The 20,959-nt window shown below is 38.7% G+C and carries 18 protein-coding genes; 9 read left to right on the top strand and 9 right to left on the bottom strand.

The window, feature by feature from the left end; genetic code table 11:
* Window positions 1-7 precede the first annotated feature (7 nt).
* On the top strand, window positions 8-640 hold the full coding sequence (locus CVS91_RS02560; protein WP_107830107.1) for a protein-L-isoaspartate(D-aspartate) O-methyltransferase: 633 nt from the start codon (window positions 8-10) through the stop codon (window positions 638-640).
* A gap of 18 nt (window positions 641-658) precedes the next feature.
* On the opposite strand, the gene CVS91_RS02555 is transcribed toward CVS91_RS02560, so the two are convergent.
* The 5 genes from CVS91_RS02555 to CVS91_RS02540 all read right to left on the bottom strand — a co-directional run bounded on the left by CVS91_RS02555 (window position 659) and on the right by CVS91_RS02540 (window position 5,794).
* A complete protein-coding gene (locus CVS91_RS02555) occupies window positions 659-1,150 on the bottom strand; it encodes a hypothetical protein (RefSeq protein ID WP_107830105.1) in 492 nt (163 codons plus the stop codon).
* 130 nt (window positions 1,151-1,280) lie between these two features.
* Window positions 1,281-1,439, bottom strand: coding sequence for a hypothetical protein (locus CVS91_RS10190; RefSeq protein ID WP_159071392.1), 159 nt, complete (start codon window positions 1,437-1,439; stop codon window positions 1,281-1,283).
* A 179-nt stretch (window positions 1,440-1,618) separates the two neighbouring features.
* Entirely contained in the window at window positions 1,619-3,193 is a 1,575-nt protein-coding gene (recJ, locus tag CVS91_RS02550; RefSeq protein ID WP_107830103.1) for a single-stranded-DNA-specific exonuclease RecJ, read from the bottom strand.
* A gap of 312 nt (window positions 3,194-3,505) precedes the next feature.
* Window positions 3,506-4,078 (bottom strand): hypothetical protein, encoded by a 573-nt coding sequence (locus tag CVS91_RS02545; RefSeq protein WP_107830101.1) that lies wholly within the window; start codon window positions 4,076-4,078, stop codon window positions 3,506-3,508.
* Window positions 4,079-4,159: 81 nt separating this feature from the next.
* Entirely contained in the window at window positions 4,160-5,794 is a 1,635-nt protein-coding gene (locus CVS91_RS02540) for a CTP synthase (protein WP_103574162.1), read from the bottom strand.
* Window positions 5,795-5,919: 125 nt separating this feature from the next.
* Here CVS91_RS02540 and CVS91_RS02535 point away from each other — a divergent pair, with 125 nt between their 5' ends.
* The 4 genes from CVS91_RS02535 (at window position 5,920) to CVS91_RS02520 (ending at window position 10,821) form a co-directional block, all read left to right on the top strand.
* Window positions 5,920-6,135 carry a DUF4492 domain-containing protein gene (locus CVS91_RS02535; protein WP_009295224.1) on the top strand — a complete coding sequence of 72 codons (216 nt, stop codon included), beginning with the start codon at window positions 5,920-5,922 and terminating at the stop codon, window positions 6,133-6,135.
* A 1-nt stretch (window position 6,136) separates the two neighbouring features.
* Window positions 6,137-7,672, top strand: a complete 1,536-nt coding sequence (locus CVS91_RS02530) for a cytochrome ubiquinol oxidase subunit I (RefSeq protein WP_107830099.1) — start codon at window positions 6,137-6,139, stop codon at window positions 7,670-7,672.
* Window positions 7,662-8,789 (top strand): cytochrome d ubiquinol oxidase subunit II, encoded by a 1,128-nt coding sequence (locus CVS91_RS02525; RefSeq protein ID WP_234409649.1) that lies wholly within the window; start codon window positions 7,662-7,664, stop codon window positions 8,787-8,789. Before CVS91_RS02530 ends, CVS91_RS02525 begins: the two co-directional genes overlap by 11 nt.
* 265 nt (window positions 8,790-9,054) lie before the next feature.
* Window positions 9,055-10,821: an aryl-sulfate sulfotransferase gene (locus CVS91_RS02520; RefSeq protein ID WP_107830095.1), complete on the top strand. Its 1,767-nt coding sequence runs from the start codon at window positions 9,055-9,057 to the stop codon at window positions 10,819-10,821.
* A 36-nt stretch (window positions 10,822-10,857) separates the two neighbouring features.
* Here the strand turns inward: CVS91_RS02520 and CVS91_RS02515 are convergent, their stop codons facing one another.
* Window positions 10,858-11,208 (bottom strand): hypothetical protein, encoded by a 351-nt coding sequence (locus CVS91_RS02515; protein WP_103557760.1) that lies wholly within the window; start codon window positions 11,206-11,208, stop codon window positions 10,858-10,860.
* Window positions 11,209-11,396: 188 nt separating this feature from the next.
* Entirely contained in the window at window positions 11,397-14,528 is a 3,132-nt protein-coding gene (locus CVS91_RS02510; protein ID WP_107830093.1) for a hypothetical protein, read from the bottom strand.
* Window positions 14,529-14,851: 323 nt separating this feature from the next.
* Here CVS91_RS02510 and ilvD point away from each other — a divergent pair, with 323 nt between their 5' ends.
* Genes ilvD through CVS91_RS02490 form a run of 4 tightly spaced genes read left to right on the top strand, consistent with a single transcriptional unit; the run spans window position 14,852 to window position 19,391 of the window.
* Window positions 14,852-16,525, top strand: coding sequence for a dihydroxy-acid dehydratase (gene ilvD, locus CVS91_RS02505; protein ID WP_107830091.1), 1,674 nt, complete (start codon window positions 14,852-14,854; stop codon window positions 16,523-16,525).
* A gap of 37 nt (window positions 16,526-16,562) precedes the next feature.
* Window positions 16,563-17,687, top strand: coding sequence for a DUF262 domain-containing protein (locus CVS91_RS02500; RefSeq protein WP_107830088.1), 1,125 nt, complete (start codon window positions 16,563-16,565; stop codon window positions 17,685-17,687).
* A complete protein-coding gene (locus CVS91_RS02495) occupies window positions 17,665-18,696 on the top strand; it encodes an AAA family ATPase (RefSeq protein WP_107830086.1) in 1,032 nt (343 codons plus the stop codon). Before CVS91_RS02500 ends, CVS91_RS02495 begins: the two co-directional genes overlap by 23 nt.
* A 32-nt stretch (window positions 18,697-18,728) precedes the next feature.
* Window positions 18,729-19,391, top strand: a complete 663-nt coding sequence (locus tag CVS91_RS02490) for a hypothetical protein (RefSeq protein ID WP_159071391.1) — start codon at window positions 18,729-18,731, stop codon at window positions 19,389-19,391.
* 62 nt (window positions 19,392-19,453) lie between these two features.
* Here CVS91_RS02490 and CVS91_RS02485 read toward each other — a convergent pair whose 3' ends face one another.
* Together CVS91_RS02485 and CVS91_RS02480 are read right to left on the bottom strand one after the other, a co-directional pair.
* On the bottom strand, window positions 19,454-20,188 hold the full coding sequence (locus CVS91_RS02485; RefSeq protein ID WP_107830082.1) for a hydroxymethylpyrimidine/phosphomethylpyrimidine kinase: 735 nt from the start codon (window positions 20,186-20,188) through the stop codon (window positions 19,454-19,456).
* Between the two features lie 87 nt (window positions 20,189-20,275).
* Complete coding sequence (locus CVS91_RS02480) at window positions 20,276-20,812, bottom strand: hypothetical protein (RefSeq protein ID WP_107830080.1); 537 nt, start codon at window positions 20,810-20,812, stop codon at window positions 20,276-20,278.
* Between the last annotated feature and the right edge of the window lie 147 nt (window positions 20,813-20,959).

The raw sequence follows: 20,959 nt of genomic DNA, 5'->3' as shown, positions 1-20,959 counted from the left end.
AGAAATTTTGACCCAATTAGAAGCGATAAAATGCCAAAATTTAGCTAGCGACATAGCCGACGAGATCATGCTAAGTCCGCTTTTGTTTGACGCGATATCAACGACTGAGCGCGAAATTTTCGTGCCTATCCCTGCGCATGCTTACAAGCTTGACGCACAACCCATCCTTGGCAACCAGTGGATCAGCTCGCCGCTAACGGTGGCAAAGATGACGATGGCGCTAGAGTGTGAAAACGTGGATAACATCCTAGAAATAGGCTGTGGCAGCGGCTATCAAGCAGCGATACTAAGCAAGCTCGCGCATAGAATTTTTAGCGTCGAGCGCATAGAAAAGCTAGCCATGGAGGCCAAAAAACGCTTCGAGACACTAAAGATCAAAAACGTGCACGTAAGATATGACGACGGCAACAACGGCTGGCGAAGCTACGCGCCGTTTGATCGCATATTGCTCTCGGCTGCTGCTGATGAGATCTCGCCAAATTTATTTAGCCAGCTAAAAAATGGTGGTATCTTGGTCGCTCCGATGAAAAAAGATGGCAAGCAGTTTATCGCTAAATTTAGAAAAGATGAAGATGGAAATTTAGAAAAAGAGTTTTTAGACGAGTGTCTTTTTGTGCCACTTCTTGAGGGCAGAGAGTAGAGGCTTTTACCTCTACAACTACCACCTAACCAGCCACTCACCGCTAGGGTGCTGCGTAAATATAATATCATCAAATTGTGCTACCTCTTCGCTATCTGGGGTAATAAATATCACATCAAAACTAAATGCGTTTTTGGCGATAAATTTAATATTTTCTATACGCAAAATATTGGCACAATCAGCATATGTATATTTAAATGTTCTTAAAAGACTATCATCTTTTCGTAGCGCAGGCGCCCTTGTGCCACCTTCCATAAATTTATCATTTTTATTGGCCTTATAGCATGCCATATTTGCTAAAAATTCCTGCATCCTAGGCTTTGCACTATCAAATTTAGCTTGATATTCCTTTGCGACTTTAGCTTTAGATACATTATCTTGAACGGACGGAGTGATTATTGTTGCACTTTGGCTGCCATTTGTTGGTGTTTGTAGGCTAGGCAGATCTGGGAGAGTGCAACCACTAAAGATAGCAGATACCATAATAAGATAGAGTGATTTTGTTTTCATTTTTTTCCTTTTTTTAAAGTAAAACTTATTCTACCCCCCCCCCCCGCTTAAAGGTCGCTTGGATAGGTTAAAAATTTAACAAATCATCTATGTAAGCAAAAGAAGGCAAAGCATAAGCCTTGCCATAAATTTAGAATTTATAAGTGTAGCCTGTGTAAATTCCCACACTTGTATCTCTTAGCTGAGCGCCGCTATTTTTCTTATAAAATGTCTTATCAGCCTTTAAGCCAAACTCAAGCGCGTTGTGAGCGTCAAATGAGTACTGACCGCCAGCTTTTGCACCAATCAACAAACCTTTGAAATTTTTCTTGCTAGTTTCGTTTTCAAAGCTTTGTCTAACACTTAGATAACCAAGACCAGCATAACCGCCAAGTACGGCTTTAAAGTTTTCTGTGATGTTTGGGGTGTAGTCAGCATTTTGGTTTTAAAAATATTTAGTCGTTAAATTTCAAACGACTAGGCAAAATGCTATAAAATTTCTCTTATGAGAAGCTGTGGCGTAACAAGCCCGCGAAATGAATTTTTAGATACGCAAAAGATGATATCTATCATTTCGCCTACTCTAACGTGCTTTGTGAAGTTGAAAAATAGCGCCTCAAGCGTTTTGTTGTCTTTTTGCAAGATAAGTTTTAAGTGGTTTTGATCCCTACCTATGAGCCTTTCATTTTTTACGACAGCGTTTTCTATCTTAAAGACTGGACGTGGATTTTTCTGTCCGTATGGCTCATAAAATTCCAAAATTTCAAGTAGCTCAAAGTCTATCTCGCTTGGCATTATGTCGCCAAGTAGCTCGTCTGAACTTTTGCACTCTTGCATATTTAGGCATGAGCAGCTTTTATTTATCTCATCTTTAAATTTTTCCAAATTTTCAGGCGCAAGAGTTAGCCCTGCTGCACCTTTGTGACCGCCGTAGCTTGTTAGCAGATCTTCGTGACTTGCGATGAGTGATAAGATATCAAGCTTACCAACACTTCTAGCACTGCCTTTTGCGCGGCCTTTGTCTATGCTAAAGACGATAGCTGGCTTTGCAAAGTGCTTTGCCAGGCGGCTGGCTACAATGCCTATCACGCCCTCATGCCACTGCTCGCCCCAAGTGATGATGACCTCATCGTCCTCTTTTACGTCCTTTAGCGAGCACTCAAAGAGTTGGCGCTCCTCCTCTTTTCTGGAGTTGTTAAACTCGATAATCGTATCAAGGTAGTTATAAGCCTCTTCTATGCTTTTTGCACGCAAGAAGTTAAATGAGTTCATCGCATCGTCCATGCGTCCGGCTGAATTTATAAGAGGCGCTATAAGAAAGCTGATATCATCACACTCAAATTTATCCTTGCCGTAAAACTCTTTTATGACGCAAAATGCCGAGCGCTTCGAGGCATTTAGCTTGCAAATACCCATGCGAACAAGCATCCTGTTCATATCTCTTAGCTCCATCATATCAGCTATTATCGCGATGGCTAAAAGCTCTAAAAACTTGCTCATATCGTAGTTTAGCTTACAAACATCCTTTAGCGCTCCAACCAAATACCAAGCCACTTCAGCACCGCAAATTTCGATATTTGGAAAGTTGCAGTCCTCTTGTTTTGGATTGATTATGGCGTAGGCTTCTGGCAGAACGGCTGGTGGCATATGGTGATCTGTAATGATAAGATCGATGCCTTTTTCTTTGCAGATAGCGGCGGCGTCATTAGCCGAGATGCCGTTATCGACGGTGATTATTAGACTCACATCGTTTGCAAGCTCGTCGATGATCTCAGGGTTTAAGCCGTATCCGTCCTTAAAGCGGTTTGGGATCTTTACTAGGTAGTTTTTTACGCCAAGATCATCAAAAAACTCGGCTAAAATCACACTTGAAACCACGCCATCAACGTCATAATCGCCAACAATAGCGATGTGTTCATTTCTCTCGATCGCTTCTTTGATGCGATTAGCGCCTTTGTAGATATCCTTTAGGGCGCTTGGCGTTGGAATTTCACTAAGTTTTTTGTGTATGTCGTTACAAAATCTACGTGCTAGTAAATTCCTAATATCCTCTTTAGTTAACATAGCTTTGGCAAGGACTTTTTGACGCCCTGCCAACTTTTACTAATGCTATTTGCTCACTTAAATTTACGCCCAAACTGCCAAAAATTTGGCAACAAAAATGCTTTTTTTTCATCGTAATCTTTCGTCTTTATTTTGAATGCTTTGATTATATCTTTTTGAAATTTAATTTCTTATAATTTTCATTGAAAGTAAGATTTTTAGGGCAAAAAACTTTTGTTAAATTGATACTCTTTATAAATTAGCCATTGTAAATTTGAAGTAAAAAATGAGAGAAATTTTAAGTAAAAATAAGGGGTCTTAAGACCCCAAAAATTAAAATTTATATGTGTAGCCTAGATAAGCGCCAACATCTGTAGATTTAAAATCAAGATTATACGCTGAAGGATACCAAGTTTTATCAGTTTTTAAGCCAAATTCAAGTGCATTATTTTTATCAAAACTATACTCGCCACCTACTTTAGCACCCAATAGCCAACCAACTTTTGTAACATCATACATCTCTATAACAGCACCTTTATTGTTATATGCATTAAAATTTATTGTTGAAAGACCAGTGTAAAGACCAGCGATTAATTTCCAGTCTTCGGTTATAGTTGGTGTATAGTCGCCACCTACTACAAATTTATGATTTGTCCATTTTGCATCCACTATACTGCCATGGCTATCTTTAGCTTTAGCGTGATAGAAGTATCCACCATAGACTCTAGCTATATCAAAGTCATAACCACCCTTTATACCTATGTTTGGTCTATTATCTTTTAAACCACCAGTTAGCTTTGAGTTAAAATCATAGCCACCTTCAACTCCAGCAAATCCACCTTCAGCCAATGCAAATGAGCTAGCAAGTGAAAGTGCTAAAACACCTTTTAAAACACAATTTTTCATATTAATCCCTTCAATAGTAATTATGATGCAATTCTATGTATCATATACTTTATTTTTACTTAAATGCTTTTTATAAATTTATCATTTTACGTGATTAGCCAAGCTTGCTTTTATAAATCCCAGTATCACAGGATTTGGTCTAGTTAAGCGGCTAGTAAATTCAGGGTGACACTGCACGCCTACAAACCACGGATGGCCTTTTAGCTCGATCGCCTCTACTAGTCCGTCGCTTTCGCCACTTACTATTAGACCAGCCTTTTCAAAGGTCTCTTTGTATTTTGGATTTGCCTCGTAGCGGTGGCGGTGGCGCTCTTTTACGCTCTTTGCGTTGCCATAAATTTCAGCCAAAAGTGTCTTTGGCTTGATGTCGCAGTTATAAGCACCTAGCCTCATAGTGCCGCCAAGTGGGCTTGTGTGCGTTCTTATTTGCTTTTTGCCGTGAGCATCGATGAAGCTATCTATTAGATATATGATAGGATTTTTGCACTCTTTGTTAAATTCCATAGAATTTGCATCTTCTAAGCCCAAAACATCCCTTGCAAACTCGATTAGTGCCAGCTGCATACCAAGGCAAATTCCAAGATATGGGATCTTATTTTCACGAGCAAATTTTATGGCCTGCATCTTGCCTAAAACGCCTCTTTCTCCAAAGCCGCCAGCTACCAAGATGCCATCCACATCTTTTAAAAGCTCATTTACATTACTCTCTTCTATCTTTTCGCTATCTATCCAGCGTAAATTTACCCTAGCGTCCAAATTTGCTCCAGCGTGGATGATGCCCTCAGTTAGGCTCTTGTAGCTCTCTTTTAGATCGATATATTTGCCTACAAAGGCGATTGTAGTTTCGTTTGTTGGAGCGATGATCCTTTTTACTAGGCTATCCCAGTTTGCCATGTCTGGTTTTAGCTCGCCAAAGCCTAAATTTTCAGCGATCGGTGTTAATATATCTTGCTTTAAAAATGAAAGTGGAATTTGATAGATACTTGCGCTGTCTAAGCTCTCTATGACGCAGTTTTTCTCCACACCACAGCTTGCTGCGATCTTATCTTTTAGCTCGCGGTTTAGTGGCATTTCAGACCTGCAGATGATGATATCTGGGGTTATGCCGATGCGTCTTAGCTCGCCTACGCTGTGCTGGGTTGGCTTTGTTTTTAGCTCGCCAGCTACTTTGATAAATGGCACAAGCGTTAGGTGGATATTTAGCGCTCTTTTTTTGCCAACTTCTACTCTTAGCGCTCTTATCGCCTCTAAAAATGGCAAGCCCTCGATGTCGCCAACGGTTCCGCCGATCTCAACGATGAGCACATCTTTGCCCTCGCCTGCTTTTTTGATACGATCAACGATCTCGCCAACGATGTGAGGGATCACTTGTATAGTCTTTCCAAGGTAGTCGCCACGGCGCTCTTTTTCGATAACCGAGCTATAAACTCTGCCCGTTGTGAAGTTATTGTCCTGACTTAGGCTCTCATCTAAAAATCTCTCGTAGTGACCAAGGTCAAGATCAGTCTCAGCGCCATCGTCTGTGACAAAGACTTCGCCGTGCTCTAGTGGGCTCATCGTGCCTGGATCTACGTTGATATATGGGTCAGCTTTTAAAACGCTCACCTTTAAGCCAGAATTTTTAAGTAATGTCGCGATAGACGCAGCTGCGATGCCTTTTCCAAGTGAGCTTAAAACACCACCTGTGATAAAAATATACTTCGTCTCTTTTGCCATCAAATTTCCTTAACTTTAGTTATTTTTTAATCTGCCGATTATACCCCTTAAATATTTAGTAAGGCATTAATCTTGCAATTTTTAAAAATTATTCTTTAAGTTTTTTTGTTATAGACTTCGACATCATGATTAAAAACTGCTTAAAAAACATCGCCTCTTTATATATAGACGGCTTTAAAAATATGAAAATAGGCAAGAAACTATGGCTTCTCATAGCGATAAAGCTTATCATTATGTTTGGGATATTAAAGGTCTTCATCTTTGATGAAACTCTTAATACCAAATTTCAAACCGACGAAGAAAAAAGCGAATTTGTAATTCGTAATTTAATAAAGGAATAAAATGTCTGAGATGGATTTTGTTGATTGGTCTAGGGCTCAGTTTGCGCTGACTGCCATTTACCACTTTTTGTTTGTCCCACTTACGTTGGGGCTAAGTTTTATCATCGCCATTATGGAGACGATATATGTCAAAACTGGCGATAAGGCCTGGCTTGAGATAACGAGATTTTGGCTAAAGCTCTTTGGTATAAATTTCGCTATCGGTGTGGCTACTGGCATCATCATGGAGTTTGAGTTTGGTACAAACTGGGCGAATTATAGCTGGTTTGTAGGCGATATATTTGGCGCTCCACTTGCGATTGAAGGCTTGCTAGCATTTTTCATGGAGAGTACATTTTTTGCCATTATGTTTTTTGGTTGGGATAAAGTTAGCAAGAAATTTCACCTATTTTCAACTTGGCTTGTTGCGATCGGTTCAAATTTAAGCGCACTTTGGATCTTGATCGCAAATGGCTGGATGCAGTATCCAATAGGCATGAAATTTAACCCAGATACCGCTAGAATGGAGATGCAAAATTTCTTCGAAGTCGCACTAAATCCACTTGGTATCACTAAATTTTTACACACAGTAACTAGTGGCTACACTATCTCAGCTCTTTTTGTGATAGGAATTTCTGCTTGGTTTTTGATCCAAAAACGCCACATCTTACTAGCTAAAAAAAGCATCGTAGTTGCTAGTGCATTTGGTCTTATCACTTCGGCATTTTTGCTACTTAGCGGCGATGAGAGCGCATATCTTGCAGCTCAAAAGCAGCCTATGAAACTTGCAGCCATGGAGGGACTTTATAAGGGCGAGAAAAACGCTGGCCTAGTTGCTGCTGGTATTTTAAATCCAGCTAAAAAGCTTGGCGATGAGAGCGATGCATTTTTATTTGAGATAAAAGTACCTTACGCACTTGGCATCATGGCAAACAGAGAGCTTAACTCATTTACACCGGGCATAAACGACTTACTTTACGGCAACAGCGAGCACAATCTAATAAGCGTAGAAGAGAAGATGGCAAAGGGCAAAGTAGCTATCGAAGCTCTTAAAAACTACAAAGAGGCTAAAAAAGCAAATGACGAGAGCTTGATGAAAAGCTCGCTTTCAAATTTAGAGAGCAACCTAAATTTCTTAGGATATGGCTATCTTAAAGATGCAAAAGATGCTGTGCCACCAGTTGCACTTACATTTTATAGCTTCCACATCATGGTCACACTTGGCACTTACTTCATAGCTCTTTTTGCTATCACTCTTTATCTAAATCTCTCAAGAAAATATAAATTTGAAAACATAAGAGCATTTTTGTGGATCTGCCTCTTTACCATACCGCTTGGCTACATCGCAGCTGAGGCTGGCTGGATAGTAGCAGAGGTCGGTCGTCAGCCATGGGCGATACAAGATCTCATGACCGTTGGCGTCGGAGCTACAAATTTATCTGACTCAAATGTCAAAATTTCATTTATATTATTTGCTGTTTTATTTACGGTCTTGCTGATAGCCGAGATCAAGATCATGCTTAAGCAAATAAAGATAGGATTTAACGATCATGCATAGTTTAAGCTTAGAAAATTTACAAATTTATTGGTGGTTTATAGTTAGCCTTCTTGGCGGACTTTTGGTCTTTATGATGTTTGTTCAAGGCGGTCAGTCGCTCATCTTTAGCCTTGGCAAGGACGAGCTTAAAAAAGATATGCTCATAAATTCTATCGGTAGAAAATGGGAGCTTACATTTACAACGCTTGTTATGTTTGGTGGCGCGTGCTTTGCGGCGTTCCCGCTATTTTACGCTACTAGTTTTGGTGGCGCTTACTGGGTTTGGCTGGCTATTTTATTTTGCTTTATCATCCAAGCTGTAAGCTACGAGTACCGCAAAAAGCCTGATAACTTCTTGGGCGCTAGGACTTATGAAATTTTCCTTTTTATAAATGGCTCACTTGGCGTTATCCTTATCGGCATGGCGGTTAGTACATTTTTTAGTGGCAGCGACTTTGTGCTAAATGAGCACAATTTTGTCGAGTGGAAGACTCCATTTCGCGGTCTTGAAGCATTGGCAAATCCTTACTTGTATTTGCTTGGTATAGCGATGTTTTTCTTATCTCGCGTAGGTGGCTGCTTATATCTTATAAACAACATCGCTGATGGCGAATTTATACAAAACGCTAGAAAACAGCTACTTATCAACACCGTGCTATTCTTGCCATTTTTCCTAGGCTTTCTTGCTTGGATACTTACAAAAGATGGCTTTGCATACGACGCAAATGGCGTAGTTAGCCTTGTTGCTTACAAATATGCCATAAATTTGATCGAGATGCCTGTCGCTGGCGTGCTACTACTTGTTGGCGTGCTTTTGGTGCTTGTTGGAATTTTCCAAGGAGCATTTACAAAAAGCATCCGTGGAATTTTTGCTTATGGCGTTGGCGTAACGCTTGCTGTGACCGCGCTATTTTTGATAACAGGGCTAAATGGCACAGCATTTTATCCGTCATTTAGCAACCTTTCTAGCTCGCTAACTATCAAAAATGCAAGCTCTAGCCACTACACACTTGGCGTTATGGCCTATGTTAGCTTACTAGTGCCAGTAGTGCTTGCCTATATCTTCATCGTCTGGAGAGCGATAGATAGCAAGAAGATCACGCAAGATGAGATCAAAAACGATCATCACGCATACTAAGGATAAAAGATGTTAGAAGCAGGAATTTTTTTGATACTTTGGCCAGTAACGCTATTTATTAGCTACAAATTTGTTCTCTTTTCTCTCAAGAAATTTGACGCAAATAACTAAAATTTAGGGGCATTTGCTCCTAAATTCTTCTTTTTATTTTTACCTCTTAAAACGACTTTCTTATAAATTTACTTAAGCCTCTTTTTATATAAGCGTTAGTTTTGCGTGAAATTTGGATAGTAAGATATCATTAAATTTTATTAAAGGAGCGAAAATGAGCAAGAATTTCTTAGGTTCTGTTGCCCTTGCGGCTGTTTTGGTGAGTGGTTTTGGCTTTAGTGCTCCACTAAACGCTGGAGTCTTAGCTCATCAAGTAAAGGTTCAAGGAGAGCTTGGCTCAGTCTTTATAAACCCATACGACGTATCGCCGCTAACTGCTATCATCGATAGAGCTGGCAAGGACATCAAAGATATCCACGTCAAAGTAAAGGGCAAGCCAGATGGCGGCATAGATATCGACTACAACGTCTCAGAACATGCCTTGCTCACGCATGATGGCGTGCCTATTTGGGGACTTTATCCTGACTATCTAAACGAGGTCGTGCTTAGTTATACATTTAACGGAGCTAAAAAGGTAGAGACATATAAAATTTACGCCCAACCGATCGTCACATATAGCCGTGATTTTAGGTTCTCACACATGCAAAAAACTCGCGTCAAAAAGGTCGATCCTGCCTTTAAAAACAGGCTCTATCTTATAAACAACACAATTACAAGCGTCTATAAACCGCTTGATTGGAAAAATGGCGGAGCTGCTAGCTGGAACGACTTTACCGAAAACTACATCGTAGATACTAAGGGCGAGGTCAGATGGTACCTTGACTATCAGAAATTCTACGACCGCAGCGAGAGAAGAGTGATGGATGGAGGCATGATGATGGGTTTTCATCAGCTCAAAAACGGCGACATCAGCTTTGGCATGGCCCAAAGATATCTTAGATATGATCTAATGGGAAAAGAAATTTACAACCGCCCACTACCTAGAGGCTACATCGATCTAAGCCACGAGGTGATGCCACTAAAAGATGATCACGCACTTCTTAGAGTAGCAAAATACAACTACCATCACAAAAATGGCAAAATTTCTCACACCATAAGAGACCACATCATCGAGGTCGATAACACCGGCAAAGTGGTAGAAGAGTGGGATCTAAATGAAATTTTTGGCAACAATGTTTATCGTAGCAACCTCATAAAGGCGCTTGATGCTAGGGCTGTTTGCCTAAACATCGACATGGACGCAAAAGAGATCAAGATAAGCGACGATCAGCCATTTGGCGATATCACCTCCACTGGCACAGGCAGAAACTGGGCGCATGTAAATTCTATCTCATACGATGAAAGCGATGATAGCATCATCCTTTCGCTTCGCCACCAAGGCATCGTAAAGATAGGACGCGACAAGAAAGTAAAATGGATACTAGCCTCGCCTGAGGGCTGGAGCGAAGACTTTAAAGCAAAAGTGCTAACTCCAGTCGATAGTAAAGGCAATAAAATAAAATGTGAAAACTCAAAATGCGAAGGCGAATTTGACTGGTCATGGACGCAGCACACCGCATGGCTAACGCCAAGATACGAAAACAAGGGCGATATAAAGCATATAAGTGTCTTTGACAATGGCGATGCTAGAGGCATGGAGCAGCCAGCCTTTAAAGAGGATAAATACTCCCGCGCGGTTGAGTATAAGATAGATGAGAAAAAGGGCACGGTTGAGCAGACTTGGCAGTTTGGCAAGGAGCGCGGATTTGACTTTTATAGTGCAGTTACTAGCAACGTCGAGTGGCAAAAGGATAAAAGCACCTACTTTATCTCAAGCTCAAATGTAAATTTACTACGTCCTGACAAGACTATAAAAATGGTCTTAGTCGAGATCGATCCAAAGACAAATGATATAAAATTTGAAATGGATGTGGATTCTGCATCAAGAGATGATGTCGCTTATAGAGCGATGGTTATCAATCCAGAAGTGTTTAGTTATTAAATTTTGGTGTGAGACCCCCTCTCACACCGAAGTATATTAGTTATTATGTTGAAATTTATAAATTTCTTCTTTGACGCTAGTTAGGTCAAAATTTATCGCTCGCTCTAGCTCTAGCAAGCTTACATCTTCGTCTATCTCAAGAGCCATCGCTATCTCGTTTAGCTCTTTTGCTTCCTCATTTGCAAGGATCGCACTCTTAAAACTAGCCTCATCTATCTGGCCAAATTTTGAAAAGATCGATTTAAATTTATCTTTTAAAATTTCTCTACTTAGCTTTTTATCTTCTAAAGCCTTCTTCGTGCCACCATTTCTGTTACAGGTTCTAAATATAAAATCTATTGTTTCATTTACTTCATCAAGTAAATTTTTTGTCTTCTCGCTTTGCATGGAGCCCCTCCCTTCAATGCAAACAAATTAACAAAATATCTTCTTAATATAAAATTAATTTCAATAATATTTTATGATTAATTTTTTGATTTGTATATTGTACCTAGGTACGATATAGTTATATTTATATATTTTATTTTGATCCTGTTTTTAAAAAGAGTTTAGACCCAAGAAATGGGTCTAAAAATTTATGGCAACAACTCATTTACATTGACATTTTGTATAGTAAGCGTAAATGTCTGACCGCCTTCATTTACGCTATATACATATCCGTTGCTAATTTCAGTAGAAGCATTTGCTACTTCAGCTGAGCCCTCTGTAAATGTACCAACGCCTTTTACGCCTTTTACGATCAGCGATGTCGCACCTTCGCCACCGACATTTTTTATGAAATTTGCGATATCTGAAGCATGCTGAAATGTAAAATGCTCATTGGCTTCAGACATATCAAGTACCTCAAAACCACTTATCTTGCCGGCATTTGTTGTGTTAAACGAGTCGTCGTGGATTTTTAGCGTATCTATGCCGTCGCCTCCATTTATAGCAGTGCCATTTAGGCTTACATTCTTGCCAAGATCGACTAAGTCGCTGCCGTCACCACCTGAAAGGTAGGTGTTGGTTAGTGTTACATTATCAGCTATATTGATAGTATCGTTGCCTTTGCCTGAGTTGATGTTTGATGCATCATCATTGTGAGCCATCTCACCCGCAGCTGGACTTAAATTTACACTTGATGTGCCAGTTAGATCAGCGTTGATATTTATCGTATCGTCTCCGCCTTGAGTGAAAATTTTAACATCAGTGTTGTCATGAGTGCCAGCTCCGATAGTCACGCTATCGCCGTCATCTGCGGTATTTATAGTAACCCTTCTAAGCTCAGCGTTATCGATAGTCACGGTTTTTACGCCAGCATTTCCAACGCCTGCACCCTCTATGTTTGTATCAACTAGACCAGTAGCCTTTGCGACATTTAGTGTTACGTTGCCATTTTCAAGCATAATGTTTGAATCCACCATAGAAACATCACCATCGACATTTACATGGTCATCTCCGCCGTTCGTGTAAATGATAGCCTTGTCAAATGAGCTATTTCCAGAGACGTTAATAGTGTCATTTCCGCTGCCTGCGCCGATATATGTGCTGTATCCATCGTTTGAGATCATGGTGACATCTTTTAAATTTATCTCATCATCGCCATATCCAGTCTCAATGGCAGCGTTGTTAAATTTAGCGCCAGTAACATTTACAATATCTCTATCGTCACTTATTCCAGCATCAGCTGAGCTAGTGTTTATCTTAGTGTTTGAAATTTCAGCGCCTCTTTCGATAGTTAATGTATCTCGACCTTTGCCCATCTCTATGTAGTTTGAGTGAATTCCAGCTTGGTTAGCTACTGGATTTGCCACGTGAGCTGGTGAGCTTATAGGGTTATTATGCTCGGCACTATTATTTGTTATTTTGGTGCTACCTTTGATAGTTAGGCTATCATTGCCCTCGCCTGTGTAGATATCTACAATATTTGCTTCGGTATTCTCAAGAATAAATTTATCATTTCCATTGCCACTTTTAATTTCAGAGTCATATATGCCTGCACTGATGAAATTTAGCATATCGCCTTTGTCTGAATCGCCTGTATCGATATCAGTTCTTCTGATACTTGCATCAGTAACATTTATAGTGTCATCACCATCGCCTGTTCTTATAAAGCCATCAGTTCTGCTTCCTGCATACTCAGTCTCGTTAGTTGTTCCACCATTATCCGCAAATGCCCAAACATCAGTTTTTATATTAACTACATCATCACCAGAGCCAGTATCTATTTTTGTATTTTTTATACTTGAATCTTTCTCAAAATTTACAGTGTCATTGCCATCGCCTGTTTTGAACAAGACATTGTCAAAATAAGAATTTTCTTTAATCGTAAATACATCATTGCCATTATGGCTTGTGATCCTTGTATCAACTATGGTAGCGCTATCTATATTTACTGTGTCTTGATTGTTCTCTCCACCAGCATTGCCCATATCTATTTTTGTAGAACTAACATCAGCATCTTTTTCTATATTAAGGACATCGTCGCCATCGCCCATTTTTATGACATCATTGGCATCTTTTTTTAGATCGTATATCCCGCTTCTAAAATTTACACCTTCTTTTATGGTTATCGTATCATCACCATCTTTTGTATCGATGATGGTTTTCATAGTGTTGTTGCCATTGTCTGGATCATAGTTTATAAAGCTGCGATTTATGGTAGGTTCTACACCTTCGTAATCATCTGGATTTATATCCTGTGTGATGTCGATCTTATCATCATTATCGATGATCTTGCCCTCAGCCTCGCCAGATGTGATAGCAGCGTTGTTTGTAGTCACACTAAGAGTTACGCCCTCTTTATAAACGCCATAGTCTTTTATACCAGGAGCGATATTTGCGCCTAGATCTTCGCTACTTGTGCCCTCGTTTTGATTACCTGCTGTTTGACCGTAGTCGTCAATCACTTGCACTCTAACCTTTACATTTGCGATATCGCTTGGCGCAACACCACTTATCGTGCCGCCATTTTGTATCGTAGTCCAGCTATCTCCACCATCAAGTGAATACTCCATAACGTTTGAGTAGTCTCTGCCTGCACTTGCACCACTTAAATTTAGCGTTAGATCAGTAGGTGTAGTCGAGCTTGTGGCAGCTGATAAGCCTAGGTTATAGACTAGATGCTCGTTTGGAGTTGCCTCTCTTGCCTCGCCGTTGCCTTCAAGCGATATCTTGATAGCCACTGGAGTGTTAGCTGCTGATCCGCCTATATTGCCAGCACCAGCGTCGTTAGCGTCTGCATAGCCGCCAACTGGGTTATTAAAAGAGTCAAAAGCTCTATTTGAGTCAGGTAAATTTCTATAATCATCAGTAATGTTTGAGTAGTGTCCGCCCTCTTCAAAGCTTGCGGCACCTAAGCTTACGCCATCTCCACCAGCTCCAGCTGCTGCGTTACCACCAGCTGCTGTCTCTTCAAGATCAGTGATGTTTGCACCATCAAGAAGTGCTTTTTGGATAGCGCTTACATCAGCTACGCTATCATTTCCAAAGCTCTCGTTGTGAGCTACGCTCTTGTCTAAATTTAGAGTATCTTTTCCTATCAGTGCGATATCTTTACCATCATTTGCAGTTATGACTACCTTTGAGTCAAAATCAGTTGTTTGTATAGTCTCACCAAGAAAAATTTCATCGCCTACTTTTAACACTCTTTGAGTGCCGTCCTTTGCAGTTGCGATTACATTTGCTCCTTGTGAGATGCTTTTTATAATACCTATTTTGTTTGACATGGTTATCCTTGTTAAATTTTTTCTAGCATTTTAATGAATTTTATAATTTATGTCTATTGTATCCAGGTACAATAAAGCCCTTAAATTCGGCATTTGTGACACATATATGACAATTTTACGTTATCAATTTATACATCATTTTGATCAAAATGAGGCAAATTTCATTTTATCTATCTTATCTTTTAAGAGAGAGTTAAATTTAACGTGTTATTTTCGTTATAAAACTTATTAAAAATTTTCTTTTAAATTTTGTAAAAACTTTTAAAATTTTTGATACTTTAGATGTGATAAAATCCTCTCAAATTTTAAAAAAAGGATCAAATTTGAGAAGCGATATAATCAAAAAAGGCTACACAAGAGCCCCACACCGCTCACTTTTACGTGCGACTGGGCTAAAAGACGATGACTTTGCCAAGCCATTTATCGGCGTTGCAAACAGCTTTATAGAGATCATCCCTGGGCACTTTTTCTTAAACAAATACGCACAAATTTTAAAAGATGAAATTCGCAAAAATGGCTGTGTGCCGTTTGAATTTAACTGCATCGGCGTGGATGACGGAATCGCGATGGGGCATGGAGGCATGCTATATAGCTTGCCTAGCCGCGAGATCATCGCAAATTCTATTGAGACTGTGATGAACGCGCACGCACTTGACGCGCTTGTTTGTATGCCAAACTGCGACAAGATCGTCCCTGGCATGGTTATGGGTGCTTTAAGGGTCAATGTCCCGACCATTGTCGTAAGCGGCGGTCCTATGAGAAAAGGCCACACAAAAGATGGCAGGCCGATCGATCTTGCGACTGCGTTTGAGGCGGTTGGCAAATTTGAAACCAAAGAGATAGACGAGGCTGAGCTAAGAGATATCGAGTGCAACGCATGTCCAAGTGGCGGCAGCTGTAGCGGTATGTTTACGGCAAATTCTATGAACACACTTTGCGAAGCGATGGGTATAGCGCTCCCTGGCAACGGCACCATCCTAGCGCTAACTCCAGAGCGTGAGGAGCTCATCAGACAAGCTGCTCGCAGAATTTGCCAGATCGCCCTTGATGAGAAATTTAAGATAAGAAACATACTAAATGAAAAGGCGATCCGCAACGCACTTGTCGTTGATATGGCGATGGGCGGCAGCAGCAACACCGTCCTTCACATGTTAGCCATCTCAAGAGAAGCTGGCGTAAATTTAGACATCAAAGAGCTAAATAAGATCAGTCAAAACATCGCTCACATCGCCAAGATCAGCCCAAGCTTGCCAAACGTGCATATGGAGGATGTCGGCAGAGCTGGCGGTATGAATGCAGTGATAAAAGAAATTTCACGCAGAGACCACGGCATGCTAAATTTGGACAACCTAACAGTTAGCGGCGAGACTTTGGGCGAGCGCGTAAAATCTAGCGACATCAAAGACGAAAGCGTCATCCACAAGGTGGAAAATGCCTATTCTCAGGTCGGCGGACTTGCCATTTTGTTTGGAAATTTAGCCGAGCAAGGCTGTGTCATCAAGACAGCTGGCATCGTTGGCGAGCGTAAATTTAGCGGCAAAGCGGTCTGCTTTAACTCACAAGATGAAGCGATAGCTGGCATCTCAAGTGGCAAAGTAGATAAAGGCGATGTCGTCGTCATCCGCTACGAAGGCCCACGCGGAGGCCCTGGCATGCAAGAGATGCTAAGCCCTACTTCGCTCATCATGGGACGAGGACTTGGCGCGGACGTAGCTCTCATCACGGATGGTCGCTTTAGCGGGGCGACAAGGGGTCTAAGCATCGGCCACGTAAGCCCAGAAGCAGCTGAGGGCGGCATGATAGGCTTGCTACGAGATGGCGACATCATCGATATAGACGTTGATAAATACGAGATAAACGTTCGCCTAAGCGAAGCTGAGGTCGCAAAGAGAAGAGCGGAATTTAAGCCAGTCGATAAAGCGCTAACCTCTCGCTGGCTAAGGCAGTATCAAAAACTAGTCACAAACGCAAGCAACGGAGCGATATTAGAGGCATAAAAAATACGATACTTAAAATTTTATATAAAGGACAGTTATGGATAATAATTTATTTGATTTTGAGGGCGAAGATAGTCTTGGTCCAGAAAATATTGAAACAGTATACCCACTAAAGGAAATAAGAATAGATAAGGGTAGAATGAGTGTTTTTGAATTTAAAAGAAAATACGACGACCCTGTAAAAGGCAATATTGTATTAAACCCAGATTTTCAAAGAGATGAAGGAAGATGGGGTCTAAAACAAAAAAGTGAACTAATAGAATCTATTCTGATGGGGATACCATTACCTGTTATATACTTATTTCAGGATGAAAAGGGTATCAAACAAGTTGTCGATGGAAGACAACGTTTAACTTGCATGGCAGATTTTTTAAACAATAACTTTAAACTAGAAAAATTAGAAATATTGAGAACCTTAAATAATAAATACTTTAAAGATCTTGAAGTATATGAACAAAATAAAATAGAAGATTACCAATTAGACATTTACACTATTTTACCTCCGGCACCAGAGAGGGTTAAATTTAATATATTTGACAGACTAAATAGGGGCGGAACAAAATTAAACAATCAAGAAATGAGAAATGCTCTATATCAAGGAACATCAACTAAACTTATAAAAGAAATGAGTGAACTAGAAAGTTTTAAACACGCAACAGGATATTCTCTAAATGCAACCACAATGAAAGATAGATATCTAATTCTTAGGTTTGTTGCTTTCTATTTGCTTAGAACAGATAAATTTAGGAAAAAAATCGATTTTAGTTCTGACATTGATGACTTTTTAAAAAATGTCATGCAGTATATCAACACAAAGACTCTTGATGAAATAAAATACTTAAAAGATGCATTTGATAAAACAATGCAATACATATCTGATAACTATGGAGATAGTGTTTTTAGATTTAAGAACAAAGATGGCAATAATAGAAAAAGACCTATAAACATGGGTTTATTTGAGTGTATAACATATATGTTTATGCTGGCTTTGGAAAAAAATATAGAAATAGACAAAGAAGAATTGGAGAAATTTAAGACGCAAGAATTTGACAAACCAGAAAGGTTTACGTATGGAATAGATAGTAAAGATAATATTAAATTCAGATTCGATAGTGTAGAAAAATTTATAGGGGTTTACAATGATACAACAAATGAAAATTAGCAACTTTAAAAGTATAAACAATCAAGAAATTGAATTAAAGCCGCTAACTATATTTACTGGGACTAATTCATCTGGCAAAACTACATTAATGCAGAGTATTTTACTATTGTCTTATTATTCTAACCAAAATTCGGAACTAGAAAAGGCATTAATAAAGGTTAAAAAATTTCAAGAAATTAGAAATTTTAATAATAACAGCAATGAAGTTACATTGCAAATAAAAATGGACAATGGAGAATACATATTAAAATGTGATAGTAACAGTAATTGGGTTATAAATGAGAAATCTCCTTTAGTTTTTGAAGATAATTTATACTATATTAGTTCTAATCGTATAGGACAAGAAGATATAGCAACTTATAGCGAAAATATAAAATTTGGAATAAATGGTAAAAATGTTTTTGGTTTTTTTCAAAAATATAAAGATCAAATTGTAAGTTTTGTGGCAGATCATAATAATGACGAAACGTTATCTGGTAATCTTAAGTATTGGATTAAAAAAATTTTAGATTTAGATATTGAGCTTTATACGGAAGATATAGATGGTTCAAATATAAAAGCAGGCTATAAATCTAGTCTTATTACCTCAAATATTCTTTCTACTTTTAATGTTGGAACTGGTGTAAGTTATGTCATAAGAATACTAATTGTTGCCTTATGGTTAAAACCAGATGACATCTTTATGATCGAGAACCCAGAAATTCATCTGCATCCAAAAGCTATATCAAATTTGGCTAGTTTTTTTGCGGAAATTGTATCAAAAAATAAAGTTCAGCTAATTATAGAAACTCACTCAGAATATTTTTTACACAAATTAAGGTATGAGATTTATAAGAGAAAATTTAATGCCAATGATGTGAGATTTTTTTACAAAGATGATCCAAATAAAGAATTTGAAATAATTGATATAAATGAAAATGGGCATTTGGTAAATTTTAAAAAAGAAAAAATCAATTTTCCTACTGGTTTTTTGGATGTTAGTCTTGGTGAATTATTGGAGATAATGTAATGGTATTTTCTATGTGTTGTGAAGATGATTTGTTGCAAGAATTTATCAAATTTAAACACGGCGAATCAGTAAATAATGATACTATAGAGAAATTTTTGCATTATTATAAGCCTAAAATTCTACCAACAAAAGAACAGTTCAGTATATTAGATAATGATTTAAAATCCGAATTAGTATCAAGTACCCATATTTATGATGATTTATCTAAAGCACTCTTAAAAACTATATATAAAATTTGTTTATCAAATACAAAAAATGATTTTCCATATGTAAATATAAATGGCGATGAGATAGAAAATAATTTAACCGGTACATTCAAATCATCATCACGAGGTAAAGCTATTGCACATATTAAAGCATTGCTCGAAAATGCCAATTATATTGTTATCTATGATCAATATATGGGCAATAATTTTAAGAGTTTTAAAGATTTTATAGAACAGTGTATTCCTCAAAAAAGACTAACATTAGAATGCTTTGGATTAAATCAAGATCAAAAAACTACGATAAAACAAATCCATAATAGTTATACTGTAAAAGACTACTCAGCCAATAATATATCACCGTATCAAAATGGCTTTCACGATAGGTATATTTTAATAGATAGAAAAGTTGAGATAATTTTAACTAGCGGTATAGATTATTTAATGAATAATAAAAAAGATTTTACTTATATAATAAGAAAGTTAAAATAGCAATCTTATAACATTAAAAACCTCACAACATCATATTCTACCATGATCTTGTGAGAATAATTTTACTTTGCTCCGTGCCAAAGTAGGCGGTTTTTGCCTAGCTTTGTGTCGATACTCTCTTTTATAATCTCACAAATATACTCTTTTGAAAGCCCTATGGCCTCCTCCAAGCTCTTGCCCTTTGCAAGGTAGCAAGCAAGCGCCGTTGAGAAAGTGCAACCAGTGCCGCTCATCACAAGCGGACTAGCAAGCGGGGTTTTGAAATTTTGCAGTGAGCCATCTTTTCTATAAAGCATATCTATGCTGCTATCCTCACTTACATGTTTTTTCACGATGATATCGCAAGGCAGATCTTTGAAATTCCCTCCAAAAAGGACATTTGCCTCGTCTAAATTTGGCGTGGCGACGGTGGCAAGCTTCATTAGCTCTTTTAGCTTCTCTACTGCGCTATCTTTTATGAGCTTGTGGCCGCTCTTTGAGACGCAGACTGGATCAAGCACGATCTTGCACTTTTGGGTGAGCAAAAACTCATGCACCACGTCCATTATCTCCTCGCTAAAGAGCATGCCGATCTTTATGGCATCAAAGCTAAATTCCTCCGCAAGCGTGCAAAGCTGGTCTTTAACAAAGCTAGGCTCTAAGCAAACTACGCTTTTTATCGCGTCTGTGGTCTCAGCAACTAGCGAAGTGACTGCCGTTGCACTATAGCAGTTTAGCCTAGCACATGTCTTTATATCAGCCTGAAGCCCTGCTGTGCCGCTATTGCAAGAGCCTGCGATGATTAAAATTTTCTTCATCATTTTCCTTTTGTAAATTTTGCTTTATTATAAGAGATGTTAGTTAAATTTGAGTTTTTAAAAGAATTTGAGCCAAGAGGCTCAAATTTATGAAAGTTTGTTTATATCGTTATCGATCTCGATATATATCGTAGTTGCGTCAAAATTTGCATGCTCATAAGAGTTATCTACTTTTAGCTCGTTTGAGTCAGATAAAATCTCATCATTTGCGCTATGCTTGTGCACTAAATTTTCACTGCTTTCAAGGCTATTTGAGCTATTTTCAGTCTCATTTGGCTGCGTTTTTGCAAACATATCTTCTACTTTTTCATTCATCTGATCAAGTATCTCAGCGTAGTTTTCTCCAAGAAGCGCTCTAAAAAGCGCGTCAGTATCGATGCTATTTTCAGCGCTAGTATCAGCACTTACCACGCTACTATCAAGCCATATCGTGTCATATCCATTTAAAGATATGTCGCTACCATCCACTGCAGTGATAGTCACGCTCGCACTTTGGCTCTCGCCCTTTATACTCTCACCTATATAAACCTCATCATCTACGTTTAGAACTCTTACACGGTCGTTTTTATCTATCGCTATAACATCAGATGTGACGCTTTTTACCTTGCCGGCTATAGCTGCCATCTTTATTCCTTATTTTTATTTTTGATTTATTCTAGTGTTTTTTATTAAATTTGTATATTGTACTTTGGTACAAAGATGGTTTTTAAAGGCGTTTTTTGGGAGTAAAAATAGAAATTTAAAAGAAGAATTTTGGGCTAAAAAGCCCAA

This window comes from Campylobacter concisus (genome assembly GCF_003048985.1).
GTDB lineage: Bacteria > Campylobacterota > Campylobacteria > Campylobacterales > Campylobacteraceae > Campylobacter_A > Campylobacter_A concisus_AY.
This window is presented reverse-complemented; position numbering and strand designations above follow the sequence as displayed.

Coding starts and splice junctions, on each gene's coding strand:
- CVS91_RS02520 (WP_107830095.1), top strand. CDS start 9,055: ATGAGCAAGAATTTCTTAGGTTCTGTTGCCCTTGCGGCTGTTTTGGTG.
- CVS91_RS02500 (WP_107830088.1), top strand. CDS start 16,563: ATGGATAATAATTTATTTGATTTTGAGGGCGAAGATAGTCTTGGTCCA.
- recJ (WP_107830103.1), bottom strand. CDS start 3,193: ATGTTAACTAAAGAGGATATTAGGAATTTACTAGCACGTAGATTTTGT.
- CVS91_RS02535 (WP_009295224.1), top strand. CDS start 5,920: ATGATTAAAAACTGCTTAAAAAACATCGCCTCTTTATATATAGACGGC.
- CVS91_RS02480 (WP_107830080.1), bottom strand. CDS start 20,812: ATGGCAGCTATAGCCGGCAAGGTAAAAAGCGTCACATCTGATGTTATA.
- CVS91_RS02510 (WP_107830093.1), bottom strand. CDS start 14,528: ATGTCAAACAAAATAGGTATTATAAAAAGCATCTCACAAGGAGCAAAT.
- CVS91_RS02545 (WP_107830101.1), bottom strand. CDS start 4,078: ATGAAAAATTGTGTTTTAAAAGGTGTTTTAGCACTTTCACTTGCTAGC.
- CVS91_RS02530 (WP_107830099.1), top strand. CDS start 6,137: ATGTCTGAGATGGATTTTGTTGATTGGTCTAGGGCTCAGTTTGCGCTG.
- CVS91_RS02540 (WP_103574162.1), bottom strand. CDS start 5,794: ATGGCAAAAGAGACGAAGTATATTTTTATCACAGGTGGTGTTTTAAGC.
- CVS91_RS02555 (WP_107830105.1), bottom strand. CDS start 1,150: ATGAAAACAAAATCACTCTATCTTATTATGGTATCTGCTATCTTTAGT.
- CVS91_RS02515 (WP_103557760.1), bottom strand. CDS start 11,208: ATGCAAAGCGAGAAGACAAAAAATTTACTTGATGAAGTAAATGAAACA.
- CVS91_RS02495 (WP_107830086.1), top strand. CDS start 17,665: ATGATACAACAAATGAAAATTAGCAACTTTAAAAGTATAAACAATCAA.
- CVS91_RS02485 (WP_107830082.1), bottom strand. CDS start 20,188: ATGAAGAAAATTTTAATCATCGCAGGCTCTTGCAATAGCGGCACAGCA.